Source organism: Nisaea acidiphila (genome assembly GCF_024662015.1).
GTDB classification, from domain to species: domain Bacteria; phylum Pseudomonadota; class Alphaproteobacteria; order Thalassobaculales; family Thalassobaculaceae; genus Nisaea; species Nisaea acidiphila.
Genome location: NZ_CP102480.1, coordinates 112,226 through 128,792, shown reverse-complemented (window position 1 = coordinate 128,792; position 16,567 = coordinate 112,226). Strand labels below are relative to the sequence as shown.

At 63.1% G+C, this 16,567-nt stretch carries 14 protein-coding genes; 12 read left to right on the top strand and 2 right to left on the bottom strand.

Annotated features, from left to right (window positions below; translation table 11 throughout):
• Positions 1-23: 23 nt before the first annotated feature.
• The 3 genes from pyrG to NUH88_RS00595 are packed head-to-tail and all read left to right on the top strand — an operon-like array spanning position 24 to position 3,949.
• Positions 24-1,658, top strand: coding sequence for a CTP synthase (gene pyrG, locus NUH88_RS00605; RefSeq protein WP_257769311.1), 1,635 nt, complete (start codon positions 24-26; stop codon positions 1,656-1,658).
• 22 nt (positions 1,659-1,680) lie between these two features.
• The gene (gene kdsA, locus NUH88_RS00600) at positions 1,681-2,523 is read left to right on the top strand and encodes a 3-deoxy-8-phosphooctulonate synthase (protein WP_257769309.1); all 843 of its coding nucleotides are present in this window, start codon (positions 1,681-1,683) and stop codon (positions 2,521-2,523) included.
• Between the two features lie 16 nt (positions 2,524-2,539).
• Positions 2,540-3,949 carry a tetratricopeptide repeat protein gene (locus NUH88_RS00595; RefSeq protein WP_257769307.1) on the top strand — a complete coding sequence of 470 codons (1,410 nt, stop codon included), beginning with the start codon at positions 2,540-2,542 and terminating at the stop codon, positions 3,947-3,949.
• A gap of 122 nt (positions 3,950-4,071) precedes the next feature.
• Here NUH88_RS00595 and NUH88_RS00590 read toward each other — a convergent pair whose 3' ends face one another.
• Complete coding sequence (locus tag NUH88_RS00590) at positions 4,072-4,518, bottom strand: glyoxalase superfamily protein (RefSeq protein WP_257769305.1); 447 nt, start codon at positions 4,516-4,518, stop codon at positions 4,072-4,074.
• 364 nt (positions 4,519-4,882) lie between these two features.
• On the opposite strand from NUH88_RS00590, the gene NUH88_RS00585 reads away from it, so the two are divergent.
• Positions 4,883-7,156 (top strand): tetratricopeptide repeat protein, encoded by a 2,274-nt coding sequence (locus NUH88_RS00585; RefSeq protein ID WP_257769303.1) that lies wholly within the window; start codon positions 4,883-4,885, stop codon positions 7,154-7,156.
• Between the two features lie 135 nt (positions 7,157-7,291).
• Here NUH88_RS00585 and NUH88_RS00580 read toward each other — a convergent pair whose 3' ends face one another.
• A complete protein-coding gene (locus NUH88_RS00580) occupies positions 7,292-7,765 on the bottom strand; it encodes a cupin domain-containing protein (protein ID WP_257769302.1) in 474 nt (157 codons plus the stop codon).
• 160 nt (positions 7,766-7,925) lie between these two features.
• Between NUH88_RS00580 and eno the strand changes: the two genes are divergently transcribed.
• The 8 genes from eno (at position 7,926) to lipA (ending at position 16,559) form a co-directional block, all read left to right on the top strand.
• Complete coding sequence (gene eno, locus NUH88_RS00575; RefSeq protein WP_257769301.1) at positions 7,926-9,209, top strand: phosphopyruvate hydratase; 1,284 nt, start codon at positions 7,926-7,928, stop codon at positions 9,207-9,209.
• A 166-nt stretch (positions 9,210-9,375) separates the two neighbouring features.
• Positions 9,376-9,771 carry an FtsB family cell division protein gene (locus NUH88_RS00570; RefSeq protein ID WP_257769300.1) on the top strand — a complete coding sequence of 132 codons (396 nt, stop codon included), beginning with the start codon at positions 9,376-9,378 and terminating at the stop codon, positions 9,769-9,771.
• A 148-nt stretch (positions 9,772-9,919) separates the two neighbouring features.
• On the top strand, positions 9,920-10,963 hold the full coding sequence (gene pdhA, locus NUH88_RS00565; protein WP_257769299.1) for a pyruvate dehydrogenase (acetyl-transferring) E1 component subunit alpha: 1,044 nt from the start codon (positions 9,920-9,922) through the stop codon (positions 10,961-10,963).
• 54 nt (positions 10,964-11,017) lie between these two features.
• Positions 11,018-12,394 (top strand): pyruvate dehydrogenase complex E1 component subunit beta, encoded by a 1,377-nt coding sequence (locus NUH88_RS00560; protein WP_257769298.1) that lies wholly within the window; start codon positions 11,018-11,020, stop codon positions 12,392-12,394.
• 14 nt (positions 12,395-12,408) lie between these two features.
• Entirely contained in the window at positions 12,409-13,731 is a 1,323-nt protein-coding gene (locus NUH88_RS00555) for a pyruvate dehydrogenase complex dihydrolipoamide acetyltransferase (RefSeq protein WP_257769297.1), read from the top strand.
• 97 nt (positions 13,732-13,828) lie between these two features.
• Positions 13,829-15,226 carry a dihydrolipoyl dehydrogenase gene (gene lpdA, locus NUH88_RS00550; RefSeq protein WP_257769296.1) on the top strand — a complete coding sequence of 466 codons (1,398 nt, stop codon included), beginning with the start codon at positions 13,829-13,831 and terminating at the stop codon, positions 15,224-15,226.
• Positions 15,227-15,270: 44 nt separating this feature from the next.
• Positions 15,271-15,534 carry a hypothetical protein gene (locus tag NUH88_RS00545; protein WP_257769295.1) on the top strand — a complete coding sequence of 88 codons (264 nt, stop codon included), beginning with the start codon at positions 15,271-15,273 and terminating at the stop codon, positions 15,532-15,534.
• Complete coding sequence (gene lipA, locus NUH88_RS00540) at positions 15,531-16,559, top strand: lipoyl synthase (protein ID WP_257769294.1); 1,029 nt, start codon at positions 15,531-15,533, stop codon at positions 16,557-16,559. The genes NUH88_RS00545 and lipA overlap by 4 nt, the downstream gene beginning before the upstream one ends.
• Positions 16,560-16,567: the final 8 nt, after the last annotated feature.

Genomic DNA, 16,567 nt, shown 5'->3' with positions numbered 1-16,567 from the left:
CAATTCGGATATAACGCAGGTCCATGTCTCGCTTTATTTTCATCACCGGCGGCGTGGTTTCATCCTTAGGTAAAGGCCTCGCTTCGGCAGCCCTTGGCTCGCTGCTACAGGCGCGTGGCTACAAGGTCCGTCTGCGCAAACTCGACCCCTACCTGAACGTCGATCCGGGCACCATGAGCCCGTATCAACACGGCGAGGTTTTCGTCACCGACGACGGGGCGGAAACCGATCTCGATCTCGGTCACTACGAGCGGTTCACGGGCGTTTCGGCGACCAAGAACGACAGCGTGACCACAGGCCAGATCTATATGGACGTGATCTCGCGGGAGCGCCGCGGCGACTATCTCGGCGCCACCATTCAGGTCATTCCGCACGTCACCGACGCGATCAAGGAATTCGCCAAATCGAATCTCGGCGACGAGGATTTCGTGCTCTGCGAGATCGGCGGCACCGTCGGCGACATCGAGAGCCTTCCGTTCCTCGAGGCGATCCGTCAGCTCGGCAACGAGCTTGGCCGCGAGCGCTCGCTTTTCGTGCATCTGACGCTGGTGCCCTGGATCGCATCGGCGGGCGAGCTGAAGACCAAGCCGACCCAGCACTCGGTGAAGGAGTTGCAAAGCGTCGGTATCCAGCCCGACATTCTGCTCTGCCGCTCCGAGCACGAGATTCCGGCGGAGCAGCGGCGCAAGATCGCTTTGTTCTGCAACATCCGCCCGGAAGCGGTGATCCCGGCGCTCGACGTGGATTCGATCTATCACGTGCCGGTCGCCTACCATAATGACGGCTTCGACGTTGAGGTTTGCCGCCATTTCGGTCTTCTGGACGAGAAGGAACCGGAGCCGGATCTTTCGCGTTGGACCGACATCACCCACACGGTGCGCAATCCGGAAGGCTCGGTGAAGATCGCCGTTGTCGGCAAATACACGAGCCTGCTGGACAGCTACAAGTCGCTTGCGGAGTCGCTCGCCCATGGCGGCATCGCGAACAAGGTGAAGGTCGAGCTCGACTGGATCGACAGCGAGATCTTCGAGCGTGACGACACCATCCACCGTCTCGAAGACGTCCACGGCATTCTGGTGCCGGGCGGCTTCGGCGAGCGGGGCGCGGAAGGCAAGGTCAAGGCCGTCACCTTCGCGCGCGAGCACAATATTCCCTATTTCGGTATCTGTTTCGGCATGCAGATGGCGGTCATCGAGGCCGCGCGCTCGCTTGCGGGCATGGACGGTGCCGGGTCGACCGAGTTCGGTCCGTGCGAGATCCCCGTGGTCGGCCTCCTGACCGAGTGGGTGCGCGGCAACGAGACGGAGCAGCGTGCGGCGGACGGAGATCTCGGCGGCACCATGCGGCTCGGGGCTTACGAGTGTGATCTGGTCGCCGACTCCAAGGTTCGTGAGATTTACGGATCCGACCGCATCAGCGAGCGTCACCGGCACCGCTACGAGGTGAACATCAACCACAAGCCGGCGCTGGAGGCGGCGGGGCTGCGCTTCTCCGGTCTTTCGCCGGATGGTGAGCTGCCGGAGATCGTCGAATTGCCGAGCCATCCCTGGTTCATCGGCGTACAGTTCCACCCGGAGCTGAAGTCGAAACCGTTCGACCCGCATCCGCTTTTCACCAGCTTTATCGGGGCCGCGGTTACCCAGTCGCGCCTCGTCTGATCCCGCGAGGAGCGCGAACCAGATGAACGCGAAAACCGTCACCGTCGGGCCCGTCAGCTTTTCCAACGCGAAACCCTTCGCGCTGATCGCGGGGCCCTGCGCGATGGAGAGCCGGGAACATGCACTGGAGATGGCGGACGCCCTCTCGGCGCTTTGCGGCGATCTCGGTATCGGCTTCGTCTACAAAAGCTCATATGACAAGGCGAACCGCAGCAGCAGCGCCTCCGATCGCGGTATCGGCATGGAGAAGGGGCTACCCATTCTCGCCGAGGTGAGGGAGCGCTTCGGTTGCGCCGTCCTGACCGACGTGCACGAGCCGGGTCATTGCGCGCCGGCCGCGGAGTTCGTCGATATTCTGCAGATCCCGGCATTCCTCAGCCGGCAGACCGATCTGTTGGTCGCCGCGGCGGCCACCGGCAAGACGGTCAATATCAAGAAAGGTCAGTTCCTCGCGCCCTGGGACATGAACTCGGCCATCGGCAAGGTCGTCGGGGCGGGCAACAGCAACATCCTGCTGACCGAGCGGGGCACCAGCTTCGGCTATAACACCCTTGTGAACGACATGCGCGGTCTCGCGACCATGGCGAGCACCGGCTATCCGGTCGTCTTCGACGCGACCCATTCCGTGCAGCAGCCGGGCGGGCTCGGCAACGCATCCGGCGGTCAGCGGGAGTTCGTACCGGTATTGGCCCGGGCTGCGACCGCGATCGGCGTTGCCGGTCTCTTCATCGAAACCCATGAGGACCCGGACAACGCGCCCTGCGACGGGCCCAACATGGTCCCCCTTGCGCAAATGCGCGGGCTGCTCGAAACTCTTCTCTCCTTCGATCGCCTGGCAAAGGCGACTCCAATAAATATCGGATAACGCACGGGAGCGAAAAATGCCGGTCTATTCGGATGGTCTCGGACTTGATGTCACAGCGGCCTCCGGGGAGGCGGCATCGGCTTTCGGCTCCACCGTGGATGGTTATGTTCGCTTCACCCGCGATGTCGGCGATCGCCTAAAGGATACGCTGACGGCCGATCCCGACATGCCGCTCGCGCATGTGACCAAGGGCTATTTCATGAAGCTCTTCGGCACGAAGGCGATGGCGATGCGGGCCGACAAGGCACTCGGAACGGCCACCGAACTTTTCGCCCGTCTTGACACGACGGAGCGCGAGCAGGGCCATCTGGTGGCTCTTGGCGCTTGGTGCGCCGGGGATATCGACGGCGCGGCCGACGCGTGGGAGCGTATTCTGCTCGACCATCCGAAGGACATGCTGGCCCTCCGGCTCGCCCATTTCGCCCATTTCTACGCCGGGAACGGCGGCAAGATGCGGGACAGCGTCGCCCGGGTTCTGCATGCCTGGGACAGGTCCCATCCGCTCTACGGCAATCTGATCGGCATGTACGGGTTCGGGCTCGAGGAAGCGGGCGAGTACCGCCGGGGCGAGCGCTATGCCCGCGAGGCGGTCGAGATCGACCCGAAGGATGCCTGGTCGGTCCATGCCGTCGCCCATGTGATGGAGATGGAGGGCCGGCACCGCGAGGGTATCGACTGGATAAAGGGCCTCGAGCCGCACTGGAACAGTGTCCACAATTTCCGTTTCCATGTCTGGTGGCACCGGGCGCTTTTCCATCTGGAGCGCTACGAGCTGGAAGAGGTGATGGCGCTCTACGATGCCCAGGTCGCAAGCGACCTGGAGGCGGACCAGTATCTTGACGTGGTCAATGCCGCGGCTCTGCTCTGGCGTCTGGAGCTTTACGGATTGCAGGTCGGCCCGGAGCGCTGGGCCCAGCTCGCCGCGCTCGCCGAGAAGCATATGGACGATCACGAACTGATCTTCGTCTCGCTGCACTATCTGATGGCGCTGCTTGGGGCCGGCCGTCTTGCCGAGGCGGGTGAGATGATCGAGAAGCTGCGCGCCTATGCGAAAGAAGAGGGCACCCGGGACCAGACCCAGGCGCGGATCACCGGCAAGGTCGGCCTTGCGCTCGCCGACGCGATGACCGCGATCCGCACAGGCAGCCCGGCCCGAGCCGTCACCCTGATCTGGCCTTTGCGCGACGATATCCGCCTGATCGGCGGCAGCCACGCCCAGCGCGACGTGTTCGAGGAAATGCTTGTCGACGCCGCGCTCAAGGGCGGCGAGACCGCCAAGGCCCGCGCGCTGCTTTCCGAACGGACCGAGAAGAAGCCGAACAGCGCCTGGAGCTGGGAGCGCTATGGCGAGGCGCTGGGGGCAGCCGGCGCGGACGGCTCTTCGGCTAGCCGGAAAGCAGCGGAGCTGCGCACCTCGGCGCACTGATCTCTAATTAGGCCGTTATCGTCACCACGCGAGTGGGGCCCCGGGAATGACGCGCCGTGATCTCGGGTCCCTGGGACTGCTGGACGTACGCGTGGCGCGATAGTCCAGCCGGCGCGGCGGTGTTAGCTCTTGCCCTCCAGCACGAGCTGCGGCTTCCCGTTCGAGGTCTTCTGCGGCGTTCTACCGTCCGGCGTTAATGTGCAGGTCACACGCTGCCGGAACGACGAGAAGCTCTCGAAGGTGACTACGTCGACCGGCTCGTCGAAATGCAGCGTCACACGGTAGCGGCTGTGCATTTCCAAGGCATAGCTGTCGATCACCGTCGCCGTGAAACTCTGGCCGAGATAGTGCCCGGTGACCCGTTCGCCCTTCGAGACGGGAGATTTTGGACGCGAGTCACGCGCCGCGGCCGAAAGCGTGTTCCAGTCCCGGAAACCGAGATCGTGCGCGATCCGCTCGAGCGCCTGACCGTGCGAGATGACGATACCTTCCGCGGCGATATCGCGGCGCAGCTCGCCGGCGCTGAATTTTAGGTCCTCGATCGAGGGAATGGCCGTGCTGTCGGACATGACAAACCTCTTTTGTCGCGACACGCGGATCTCGAATGGGGCTCGCATTGCCATTCCCGCATGCCTGTCGAACAGGTTCGGTCATGTGTAGAAGCGGAGGACTTTCACCGTGGCAGAGCCGCGAGCGGCAGGCAGTCCGAAACCAGAGGCGAAAATAGCCCTATGCACATTCCTGTCAACCGCGTCCTGATTCAGCGCAACGTCCCGTCCTTCGACGGGATGACGTTAAAGGCGGTCAGCATTCCCACCCGTTGACCGCCAAACCACTGCTGAAGCGGTTTCTATCAACCGAAAGCATGAGCGTTTACCGGAGGTTGCAAACTTCGCATCGGCGCTTGCATCATGGGCCCCATGGGAGCGGCAGATGGCAGATGAAGAGAGTGGGCTGGAGAACGGGTTGGCAGACCCGATCATCGCATTTTTGACTGAACACGCCGTGGTGCTCGGTTCACTCGCCGCGCTCCTCGCCATCCTGGGGGCGATTTTCGCGTGTTTTCGATTTTTGCTCCCGAGAAAATCCGACGTTGCCCCTCCGGTCCCGGAAGGCTTCGCGGCCACGGTTCTCGAACAGGCGCGCGAGCGCGAACGCGAGTTGAAAGCCGAAATCAAGGCGCTGCGCTCCGACAACGAGAACCTGAAAGATGGGTGGCGAGACGCCGACATCCTCGAAAAGGAACTATCGGCACTCCAGTCGAGGTTTGCCGATAAGGAAAAGGCGGTTGAGGACGCGCGGGAAGCGGCACGGCGCATTTCGAGCGAACTCGCCGAGGCAAAAGCCGGCGCGGATCAAGCTGTGGACGCGGAGCTTGACGCGGCTCTGGAAGCTCTCGAAAGGGGCGATTTCGATGCGGCCCGAGACCGTCTGGAGGGCCTCCAAGAGCTTTCCGCCGATCGGACGGCAATCGAGCGTCAAGCCAGTATCGCATTCAGTCTCGGGACGATTGCCGAGCAAGAGATCGACTATCGCGGAGCGAAAGCTCATTTTCTGCGGGCACACGAACTTGACCCGAAAGATCTGAACGCGGTACTGGCCTGCGCTCGGTTGGCACGGCTTTCCGGCGACCTTGCCCTTTCAACCCAAATCGCCGATCGCCTTATTCAGTTCGTCGAAGATGCCACACGGGGACCGGATAGCGATCCGGAAAATCTCGCCGAAATCTACAATGCCATTGGCTTAAGTCTCCAAATACGAGCGGACTTTGTGCAGGCGCGCGAATATCTGAAGCAAGCGCTCGAAATCCGCCGGCGTGTCCTGGGCGAGGAGCATCCGGATACGGGGGCGAGCTACAACAATGTGGCCTCGAACCTTGACGACCAGGGGCGTTACGCGGAGGCGGAGCCGCTCTATCGCAAGGGTCTTGAAATCCGCCGGCGTGTCCTGGGCGAGGAGCATCCGGATACAGGGGCGAGCTACAACAATGTGGCCTCGAACCTTGACGACCAAGGGCGTTACGCGGAGGCGGAGCCGCTCTATCGCAAGGGTCTTGAAATTCGCCGGCGTGTCCTGGGCGAGGAGCATCCATCGACGGCCACGAGCTACAACAATGTGGCCTATAACCTGAATGCGCAGGGGCGTTACGCGGAGGCGGAGCCGCTCTATCGCAAGGGTCTTGAAATTCGTCAGCGTGTCCTGGGCGAGGAGCATCCGGATACGGGGGCGAGCTACAACAATGTGGCCTATAACCTGAATGCGCAGGGGCGCTACGCGGAGGCGGAGCCGCTCTATCGCAAGGGTCTTGAAATTAATCAGCGTGTCCTGGGCGAGGAGCATCCGGATACGGGGGCGAGCTACAACAATGTGGCCTATAACCTGAATGCGCAGGGGCGCTACGCGGAGGCGGAGCCGCTCTATCGCAAGGGTCTTGAAATCCGCCGGCGTGTCCTGGGCGAGGAGCATCCATCGACGGCCACGAGCTACAACAATGTAGCCTCGAACTTGAATGCGCAGGGGCGTTACGCGGAGGCAGAGCCGCTCTATCGCAAGGATCTTGAAATTAATCAGCGTGTCCTGGGCGAGGAGCATCCGGATACGGGGTCGAGCTACAACAATGTGGCCTCGAACCTTGACGACCAGGGGCGTTACGCGGAGGCGGAGCCGCTCTATCGCAAGGGTCTTGAAATCCGCCGGCGTGTCCTGGGCGAGGAGCATCCGGATACGGCCACGAGCTACAACAATGTGGCCTATAACCTGAATGCGCAGGGGCGCTACGCGGAGGCGGAGCCGCTCTATCGCAAGGGTCTTGAAATTAATCAGCGTGTCCTGGGCGAGGAGCATCCATCGACGGCCACGAGCTACAACAATGTGGCCTATAACCTGAATGCGCAGGGGCGTTACGCGGAGGCAGAGCCGCTCTATCGCAAGGGTCTTGAAATCCGTCGGCGTGTCCTGGGCGAGGAGCATCCATCGACAGCCACGAGCTACAACAATGTGGCCTCGAACCTTAACGAGCAGGGGCGCTACGAAGAGGCGGAACCGGTCTATCGAAAGGCGGTCGATATTCTATATCGAGTGCTCGGGCCAGGGCACCCGAACACCCGTGCAGGTTTTGGAAACCTGGTGGGATTTATGAAGGCGCGCGGCCGAGCGGACGAGGTGGAGGCGTTGCGCGACGCCTATCCGGGGATTGAGTCCGAATAGATGAAGCGTCTGTCATCCCGGGCCTCGATCCGGGATCTTGAACCATCCGCACCGCCTGGTGTTCGGGGAGATCCCGGCTCGTTGGCCGGGATGACGGTCTGTTGTGGATAGTAGGCGCGGTGCGCCCGCGTGCACTCAGTAAGGCGTCCCATCCTTGCGGGTGAAGACGTAGTCTCCGGCCCTGCCGTCGGCCACCAGATCCAGCTCCGGATAGTGCCCCATGTCGCCCGGCGTGCGGTCGCCGATCTCGAGATAGCTCGCCGGTGCGTCGGATCGGTTCACCAGGCAATGGCCATCGGGCACGTTCTTGGGAAAGGCGGCGCACATGCCGGCGGTGAGGATCTGCTCGCCCGCATCGGTGATCAGGGTGAGCTCGCCCGAGACGACGTAGACGAACTCGTCCTGCATGGTGTGCCAGTGCCGGATGGCCGAGCCCTGACCGGGCGGCAGGGTGGTCAGGTTGACGCCGAAATTGACCAGCCCGCCATGGTCGCCGAGGCGGCGTTTCTCCCGCGCCTCGCAGCCTTTCTGGAACTGTTCCGGATAGCCGCTGCCTATGCGGGGCGCCACATCCATTGGGTCGAAGGCCGGGCTGGTCGGTCTGGACATCTCTCTCTCCCGTCTTTTGTTCCGTGAGCATATGGGGAGCCGTTTCGGGGACAAAAGTGCCGCACCGGCATTGCAACCTTTCCCCGCGCCGAGTATGCCTGTGCGCGCCGGCTCAACCGCCGTTTCCGAAACGCAGATCGTCTTTCAGGAGAGCGAACCCATGAGCGCCATCGTCGATATCACCGGGCGTGAGATTCTCGACAGCCGCGGCAACCCGACCGTTGAGGTCGACGTCACCCTGGAGAGCGGTGCGCAGGGAAGGGCCGCAGTGCCCTCCGGTGCCTCCACCGGCGCCTACGAGGCGCTTGAGCTGCGCGACGGAGACGAGGACCGCTATGGCGGCAAGGGCGTGCTGAAAGCTGTCGAGGCCGTGAACGGCGAGATTTTCGACGCGCTGCTCGGGCAGGAGGCCGCCGAGCAGATCGTTATCGATCAGGCGCTGCTCGATCTCGACGGCACCGACAAGAAGGAGCGTCTCGGCGCCAATGCGATGCTCGGCGTCAGCCTTGCCGTCGCCCATGCCGCCGCGGCCGATTTCGACTTGCCGCTCTATCGTTATGTCGGCGGCGCCTTCGCGCATATCCTGCCGACGCCGATGATGAACATCATCAATGGCGGCGCCCATGCCGACAATCCGATCGATTTCCAGGAATTCATGATCATGCCGGTCTCCGCCGAGACCCTGGCGGAGGGCGTGCGCATCGGCGCGGAAGTGTTCCATGCACTTAAGAAGAAACTCTCCGAGGCCGGCCACAGCACCAATGTCGGCGACGAGGGCGGCTTCGCGCCGAACCTGAAGAGCGAGGAGGAAGCCCTCGGCTTCGTCATGTCCGCGATCGAGGCGGCCGGCTACAAGCCGGGCGAAGATGTCGCCATCGCGCTCGATCCGGCCTCGACCGAATTCTTCAAGGACGGCAAATATGTGCTGGCCGGGCAGGGCAAGGTGCTGGATAGCGGCGGCATGATCGATCTCTACGAGGATCTCTGCAACCGTTACCCGATCGTCTCGATCGAGGATGCGCTCTCGGAGGATGACTGGGACGGCTTCAAGGCCCTGACCGACCGGATCGGCAAAAAGGTCCAGATCGTCGGCGACGATCTCTTCGTCACCAATCCCGTGCGTCTGCGCGAGGGCATCGCCAAGGGCGCGGCGAACTCCATTCTGGTGAAGGTAAACCAGATCGGAACCCTGACCGAGACCTTGGAGACCTGCGAGACGGCGCACAAGGCCGGCTACACGACCGTCATGTCGCACCGCTCCGGCGAGACCGAGGACGCGACCATTGCCGATCTGGCCGTCGCGGTGAATGCCGGGCAGATTAAGACCGGCTCGCTCTCGCGCTCGGATCGCATGGCGAAATACAATCAGCTGATCCGGATCGAGGAGGATCTCGGTCCGGCGGCGCGCTATGCGGGCCGCGCAGGTCTCGGCGCCCGCGCCTAAGCGTTTTTACGTGACATCCGCGCCCGGAGGCTTCTTGCAGGCCTCCGGGTGAGTCTTTTTCGCAACATGTTGCTCCTGTTGGGAATCTTTCCTGCGGGATTCTCGTTTCGTTCCCGTTGACCGCCCGATTCGCTGGTGATTCACTCGCCTCTTATCGGAGGAGCACATGACCCTTGCTTTTGAACTCAAGCGGCGCGCACGGCAGATTGTCGGCCCGGTCATCGGCTGCCTGCTCCTCGGCTATTTCATCTTCCACGCGGTCGAGGGGGACCGCGGTCTGCATGCTTGGCAGGCGCTCGACGCCAAGATCGAGGCGGCGGAGTCCAAGCTCGCGGCATTGCAGGCAACGCGAGAGTCCATGGAGCGCAAGGTCGCCATGCTGCATCCGGAAAGCATCGACCGGGACCTGCTGACGGAACAGGCCCGGGTGGTGCTGAATTATCTCGGGCGGGACGAGTTCGTGCTGCAGGATCTCGGCGGTTTTTCCGTTGCCGCTATGGGTGATGGTGCGGCTGCACAGCCAAAAACGCAGGCAATTTCAATAGCTTCCAACAGCAATTAACCTAAAAGCGGTTAATTATCGTTATTGTGTTATTTTTCAATAAGTTAACTCTGTTGAAAATCTAGTTAATTTGAAGTATTTCTCTTTCGACACCAAGTGAGGCGCGCTTGGCGAAATCGGCGCCTCGTTCCGGTCGAAAGGGAGAGAGATGGCTCAAGCGAAGTCAGCCGCCGGCGGCAGCCGCGGCGCATCCACGCGGACTCGTAAATCCCGCACCACGAAGCCCCCCAAGAACAATGTCGCGGAGCTTCTGCCCTATTACCGCGACATGCTGCTGATCCGCCGCTTCGAGGAGAAGGCGGGGCAGATGTACGGCATGGGGCTGATCGGCGGGTTCTGCCACCTCTATATCGGCCAGGAAGCCGTCGTCGTGGGCATGCAGGCAGCGATCGGCAAGGGCGACAAGGTTGTCACGAGCTACCGCGACCACGGCCACATGCTGGCCTGTGGCATGGATGCGAAAGGCGTCATGGCGGAGCTCACCGGCCGGATCGGCGGCTACTCCAAGGGTAAGGGCGGCTCCATGCACATGTTCAGCCGCGAGAAGGATTTCTATGGCGGTCATGGCATCGTCGCGGCCCAGGTGCCGATCGGTACCGGTCTCGCCTTCGCCAACAAATATAACGGCAGCCAGGAAGTCAGCCTGACCTACCTTGGCGACGGCGCCCTGAACCAGGGTCAGGTCTACGAGAGCTTCAACATGGCCGCGCTCTGGAAGCTGCCGGTCATCTTCATCATCGAAAACAACAAATACGCCATGGGCACCGCGGTCACCCGCGCGGCCGCCGGTACCTCGCTCTATCAGCGCGGCGCGGCCTACGGCATCCCGGGCGCCGAGGTGGACGGCATGGATGTCGTCGCCGTGCACGAGGCGGCGGAGAAGGCTGTCAAGCACTGCCGCGCCGGTAAGGGGCCCTACATCCTCGAGATGAAGACCTACCGCTATCGCGGCCACTCCATGTCCGACCCGGCGAAATACCGGACCAAGGAAGAAGTCAACAAGATGCGTCAGGAGCATGATCCGATCGACCATCTTCGGGCGACCTTGCTCGAGGCGGGCGTCGAGGAAGAGGAGCTGAAGGGCATCGACAAGGAAATCAAGGCGATCGTCACGGATGCCGCCGATTTCGCGCAATCGAGCCCGGAGCCGGATCCGTCCGAGCTCTACACGGACATCCTGATCGAGTCTTAAGACAGCGCGCGGCTTCCGCGCACGGGGATGCGCGGCCCGCGGGAGGAAAAAGGAATGAGCGTACAAGTCCTGATGCCGGCCCTGTCGCCGACTATGACGGAAGGCAAACTGGCCACCTGGATGGTCAAGGAAGGGGATACGGTTTCGGCCGGCGACGTCATCGCCGAGATCGAGACCGACAAGGCGACCATGGAAGTCGAAGCCGTCGACGAGGGCGTCGTCGGCAAGCTTCTCGTGGCCGCCGGAACCGACAATGTCGCGGTGAACACGCCGATCGCGGTGCTGCTGGAAGAAGGCGAGGACGCGAGCGCAGCCGACGCCGCTCCGGCTGCGGCGCCCGCTGCGGAACCGGCCCCCGCCCCGGCGGCAGAAGCGCCTGCCGCCACGGCGCCGTCCGCGCCCGTCTCATCCGCCCCGGCGAGCGACGAAGACAAGTATTTCGACAAGGTGCAGACCCTGACCATCCGCGAGGCCCTGCGCGACGCGATGGCCGAGGAAATGCGCGCCGACGAGCGTGTCTTCGTGATGGGCGAGGAAGTGGCCGAATACCAGGGTGCCTACAAGGTGACCCAGGGCCTGCTGCAGGAATTCGGCGACAAGCGCGTGATCGACACGCCGATCACCGAACACGGCTTCGCCGGGCTCGCCGTCGGTGCGGCGTTCGGCGGTCTGAAGCCGGTCGTCGAGTTCATGACCTTCAACTTCGCCATGCAGGCGATCGACCACATCATCAATTCCGCCGCCAAGACGCTCTACATGTCCGGCGGGCAGATGGGGTGTCCGATCGTCTTCCGCGGTCCGAACGGCGCGGCGGCCCGCGTCGCGGCGCAGCACTCCCAGTGCTATGCGAGCTGGTACACGCACTGCCCGGGTCTCAAGGTGATCGCGCCCTATTCGGCCTCCGATGCCAAGGGCCTTCTGAAATCCGCCATTCGCGATCCGAACCCGGTGATCTTCCTCGAAAACGAGGTGCTCTACGGCCAGTCCTTCGACGTGCCGGAAAGCGAGGACTTCTCCGTGCCGATCGGCAAGGCGAAGGTCGTGCGGGAAGGTACGGACGTGACCATCACCGCGTTCTCGATCATGGTCGGCAAGGCCCTGCAGGCGGCGGAGAAGCTGGCGGAAGAGGGGATCAGCGCCGAGGTCATTGACCTGCGCACGCTGCGTCCGCTCGATACCGCGACCATCGTGGCCTCGCTGAAGAAGACCAACCGCCTCGTCACCTGCGAGGAAGGCTGGGCGACCTGCGGTATCGGCTCCGAGATCGCGACGCTGATGATGGAGCAGGCCTTCGACTATCTCGATGCGCCGGTCGCGCGTGTCGCAGGCGCGGACGTTCCGATGCCATACGCAGCCAATCTCGAGGCGATGGCCGTGCCGCAAGCCGCCAACATCGTCGAGGCGGCAAAGACCGTCTGCTATCGCGCCTGAGGGAGAGAGACGCCATGGCCATTCCCGTTCTGATGCCGGCCCTGTCGCCGACCATGACCGAAGGCAAACTCGCCTCCTGGCTGGTCGCGGAGGGCGATACCATTTCCGCCGGCGACGTGATCGCCGAGATCGAAACCGACAAGGCGACCATGGAGGTCGAGGCCGTCGACGAAGGTGTCCTCGGCAAGATCATCGTCGCCGCCGGGACCGACAATGTCGCCGTCAACCGGCCGATCGCGGTGATCCTGGAAGAGGGTGAAGACGCCGGCAGTGTCGATATTAATGCCGTCGCAGGAGGTGCGCCCGCGCCGAAAACCGCGCCCGAACCCGCAAAGGCGGAACCGGCCAAAGCCGAACCCGGACCGGCTCCGGCCGCGCCTGCTGCAGCTCCTGCGCCGGCCGCGCCCGCAGCTTCCGGAGACCGCGTCTTCGCCAGCCCGCTCGCCCGTCGGATGGCGGAGCAGGCCGGGCTGGACCTCGGCCAGATTTCGGGCACTGGCCCTAATGGCCGGATCGTGAAACACGATGTGGAACAGGCGATTGCAGGCGGAACCGGCAAAGCGGCTCCGGCCGCAACGCAGGCACCCGCCGCTGCTGCCCCGGCTGCCGCGCCGTCGCTCGGCACGCCGCCGAGTGCCGACGTTCCGGGCCTGCCGGAGTTCGAGGAAATTCCGAACACCTCCATGCGTAAGGTCATTGCCAAGCGCCTGACGGAGTCGAAGCAGTTCGCGCCGCATTTCTACCTCACCGTGGATTGCGAGATCGATGCGCTTCTCGAGGTGCGCAAGCAGCTGAACGGAAAGCTCGACGGCGAAAAGGTCTCGGTGAACGATCTCGTCATCAAGGCCTCCGCTCAGGCGCTCAAGAAGGTTCCGGCCGCGAACGCGAGCTGGACCGACGAGGCGATCAGGGTCTTCAAGTCGGTCGATATCTCCGTCGCCGTTGCGATCGAGGGCGGTCTCATTACCCCGGTGATCAAGGGCGCGCAGAACAAGGGCGTGCTCGATATCTCCCGGGAGATGAAGGATCTGGCCGGCCGGGCCCGCGAAGGCAAGCTGATGCCCGAGGAATTCCAGGGCGGCACCTTCTCGATTTCCAATCTCGGCATGTTCGGGATCAAGGATTTCGCCGCTGTGATCAACCCGCCGCAGGGCGCGATCCTCGCCGTCGGCGCGGGCGAACAGCGCCCGGTCGTGAAGGATGGTGCCCTCGCGGTCGCCACGGTGATGAGCTGCACGCTCTCGGTCGACCACCGTGTTGTGGACGGTGCCGTCGGGGCCGAGTTCCTCGCCGCCTTCAAGAAGCTGATCGAAGATCCGCTGACCATGCTGCTTTGAGGGCCGGGCGGCTGTGCCGCCCGTTTCCCGATTGCGCGATATGACTGGCTGGGCCCCGAGATCCCGCGGGTGAGGGCGCCGGCACCGGAGGAAAAAGATGGCTGATACCCAGTTCGACATCCTTGTGATCGGCGGCGGCCCGGGCGGTTATGTCGCCGCGATCCGCGCGGCCCAGCTCGGCATGAAGACCGCGCTGGTCGAGCGCGAGCATCTCGGCGGCATCTGCCTCAACTGGGGCTGCATCCCGACCAAGGCGCTGCTGCGTTCGGCCGAGATCTACGACCACATGAAGCATGCCGAGAGCTTCGGGCTCACAGCGGGCAATTTCGGCTTCGACCTCGACAAAGTGGTGCAGCGTTCCCGCGGGGTCGCCAAGCAGCTCAACCAGGGCGTCGGTCATCTGCTGAAGAAGAACAAGGTCACAGTCTTCATGGCGCATGCCAAGCTTGCCGGAAAAGGCAAGGTGGAGATCGACGAGAAGGGCAAGAAACAGACTCTCGCCGCCAAGCACATCATCCTCGCCTCCGGCGCCCGCGCCCGCGATCTGCCGGGCCTCGAGGCCGACGGCAAGCTGGTCTGGAATTACAAGCATGCACTCGTCGCCGACACCATGCCGAAACGCCTTCTGGTCATCGGCTCCGGCGCGATCGGGATCGAATTCGCGAGCTTTTTCAACAGCCTCGGATCCGACGTTACAGTGGTCGAGGTGATGGACCGCGTCCTCCCGGTCGAGGATGCGGAAATCTCAGCCTTCGCCGAGAAGGCTTTCACCAAGAAGGGCATGAAGATCATGTCCAAGGCGACGGTGAAGTCGCTGAAGCGCGGCGCTAAGGATGTGACCGCGACCGTCGAGAAGGACGGTAAGTCCAGTGAGATGACCTTCGACCGGGTGATCTCCGCCGTCGGAATCGTCGGCAATGTCGAGGATCTCGGTCTCGAGAATACCAAGGTGAAGGTCGATCGCACCCATATCGAGATCGACGAATGGTGCCGCACCGGCGAGCCCGGCGTCTATGCCATCGGCGATATCGCGGGTGCGCCCTGGCTGGCGCACAAGGCCAGCCACGAGGCGATCATCTGCATCGAGAAGATCGCCGGCCTGAAGGACGTGCATCCGCTCGACACCAAGCGCATTCCGGGCTGTACCTACTGCCAGCCGCAGGTCGCCAGCGTCGGCATGACCGAGGCGAAGGCGAAGGAAGCCGGCTACGAGGTGAAGGTCGGGCGCTTCCCCTTCATCGGCAACGGCAAGGCGATCGCGCTCGGCGAGCCGGAAGGCCTCGTGAAGACCGTGTTCGACGCCAAGACCGGGGAGTTGCTCGGCGCGCACATGATCGGCGCCGAGGTGACCGAGCTGATCCAGGGCTACAGCATTGCCAAGACGCTGGAGACGACGGAGGCCGAGCTGATGCATACGGTCTTCCCGCACCCCACGCTGAGCGAGATGATGCACGAGTCCGTTCTTGACGCCTACGGGCGCGCGATCCACTTCTGACGAATAGCGGCCGTCTTAAGGCCGCGCATGGCGGGTATGAGCGAATGGATCTGGATCTCAAGCGTATCAAGGCGTTGGATGGCGTAACGGCCATTCTGGTCCGGAGCAGCGCGGAAGCCGAAGGCGATGTTGCGCAAGAGCTGGTCATCAAGGTGGACTTCCCGCTCGATGGTCCGGACGGCGGCAAGAACCGTAAGAAGGCCGACGCCGTCATCGAGACGGCGGAGGAGATCATCTCCGAGGGCGACTATTTTGACCGCGTCACCATCGAGCAGGTACTCTGGGCGCGCGAAAGAGAGCTGCAATGAGCACTGAGCAGAGCAAGGCGCCGCGCCTCGGCGCCGCCCGGCATCCGGAAAAGGCGCACCGCCCCGACAACGAGGTGAAGCGCAAGCCGTCCTGGATCCGTGTGAAGGCGCCGACCTCGAAGACCTATCTCGAGACTCGCCAGCTCATGCGCGATCACAAGCTGGTCACGGTCTGCGAGGAAGCGGCCTGTCCGAATATCGGCGAGTGCTGGTCAAAGAAGCACGCGACGATGATGATCCTCGGCTCGGTCTGCACACGGGCCTGCGCCTTCTGCAACGTCGCGACCGGTCGGCCGGACAAGCTCGATCCGCACGAGCCGGACGAGGTGGCGGAAGCCGTTGCGAAGATGGGCCTGCGGCATGTCGTGATTACCTCGGTCGACCGGGACGATCTCGACGATGGCGGGGCAGGGCATTTCGCCCAGGTGATCCGGAAGATCCGGTTGATGTCGCCCGAGACAACCATCGAGGTGCTGACGCCGGACTTTATGCGCAAGGAAGGCGCGCTGGAAATCGTCGTGGACGCACGGCCGGACGTCTTCAACCACAATCTTGAAACCGTGCCGCGGCTCTATCCAGGGATTCGCCCGGGTGCGCGCTATTTCCACTCGCTTAAGATCCTTGACCGGGCGAAGGAGCTCGATCCGACAATCTTCACCAAGTCCGGTCTGATGGTGGGGCTTGGCGAGACGAAGGAAGAGATCTATCAGGTGATGGACGACATGCGCTCGGCGGATGTCGATTTCATCACGCTCGGCCAGTACCTCCAGCCGACGCCGAAGCACGCGATCGTCGACCGTTTCGTCACTCCCGACGAGTTTGAGGCCTACAAGACCATCGCCTATGGCAAGGGGTTCCTGATGGTGGCGTCGTCACCCCTGACCCGTTCTTCTTATCATGCCGACGAGGATTTCGCCCGGATGCGGGCTGAACGGGATCGCAGGGTCGGTGTTGAGCGCGGCGTCGTGCGAAAGGACCTAACGCTCACCGATCTCGCGCAAATGGCGGTATCGGCCTCCGACTGACATGTGCT

Bases quoted from the DNA above. Each gene is read 5' to 3' on its own strand.
- pyrG (WP_257769311.1), top strand. From the start codon at position 24: ATGTCTCGCTTTATTTTCATCACCGGCGGCGTGGTTTCATCCTTAGGT.
- kdsA (WP_257769309.1), top strand. From the start codon at position 1,681: ATGAACGCGAAAACCGTCACCGTCGGGCCCGTCAGCTTTTCCAACGCG.
- NUH88_RS00595 (WP_257769307.1), top strand. From the start codon at position 2,540: ATGCCGGTCTATTCGGATGGTCTCGGACTTGATGTCACAGCGGCCTCC.
- NUH88_RS00590 (WP_257769305.1), bottom strand. From the start codon at position 4,518: ATGTCCGACAGCACGGCCATTCCCTCGATCGAGGACCTAAAATTCAGC.
- NUH88_RS00585 (WP_257769303.1), top strand. From the start codon at position 4,883: ATGGCAGATGAAGAGAGTGGGCTGGAGAACGGGTTGGCAGACCCGATC.
- NUH88_RS00580 (WP_257769302.1), bottom strand. From the start codon at position 7,765: ATGTCCAGACCGACCAGCCCGGCCTTCGACCCAATGGATGTGGCGCCC.
- eno (WP_257769301.1), top strand. From the start codon at position 7,926: ATGAGCGCCATCGTCGATATCACCGGGCGTGAGATTCTCGACAGCCGC.
- NUH88_RS00570 (WP_257769300.1), top strand. From the start codon at position 9,376: ATGACCCTTGCTTTTGAACTCAAGCGGCGCGCACGGCAGATTGTCGGC.
- pdhA (WP_257769299.1), top strand. From the start codon at position 9,920: ATGGCTCAAGCGAAGTCAGCCGCCGGCGGCAGCCGCGGCGCATCCACG.
- NUH88_RS00560 (WP_257769298.1), top strand. From the start codon at position 11,018: ATGAGCGTACAAGTCCTGATGCCGGCCCTGTCGCCGACTATGACGGAA.
- NUH88_RS00555 (WP_257769297.1), top strand. From the start codon at position 12,409: ATGGCCATTCCCGTTCTGATGCCGGCCCTGTCGCCGACCATGACCGAA.
- lpdA (WP_257769296.1), top strand. From the start codon at position 13,829: ATGGCTGATACCCAGTTCGACATCCTTGTGATCGGCGGCGGCCCGGGC.
- NUH88_RS00545 (WP_257769295.1), top strand. From the start codon at position 15,271: ATGGATCTGGATCTCAAGCGTATCAAGGCGTTGGATGGCGTAACGGCC.
- lipA (WP_257769294.1), top strand. From the start codon at position 15,531: ATGAGCACTGAGCAGAGCAAGGCGCCGCGCCTCGGCGCCGCCCGGCAT.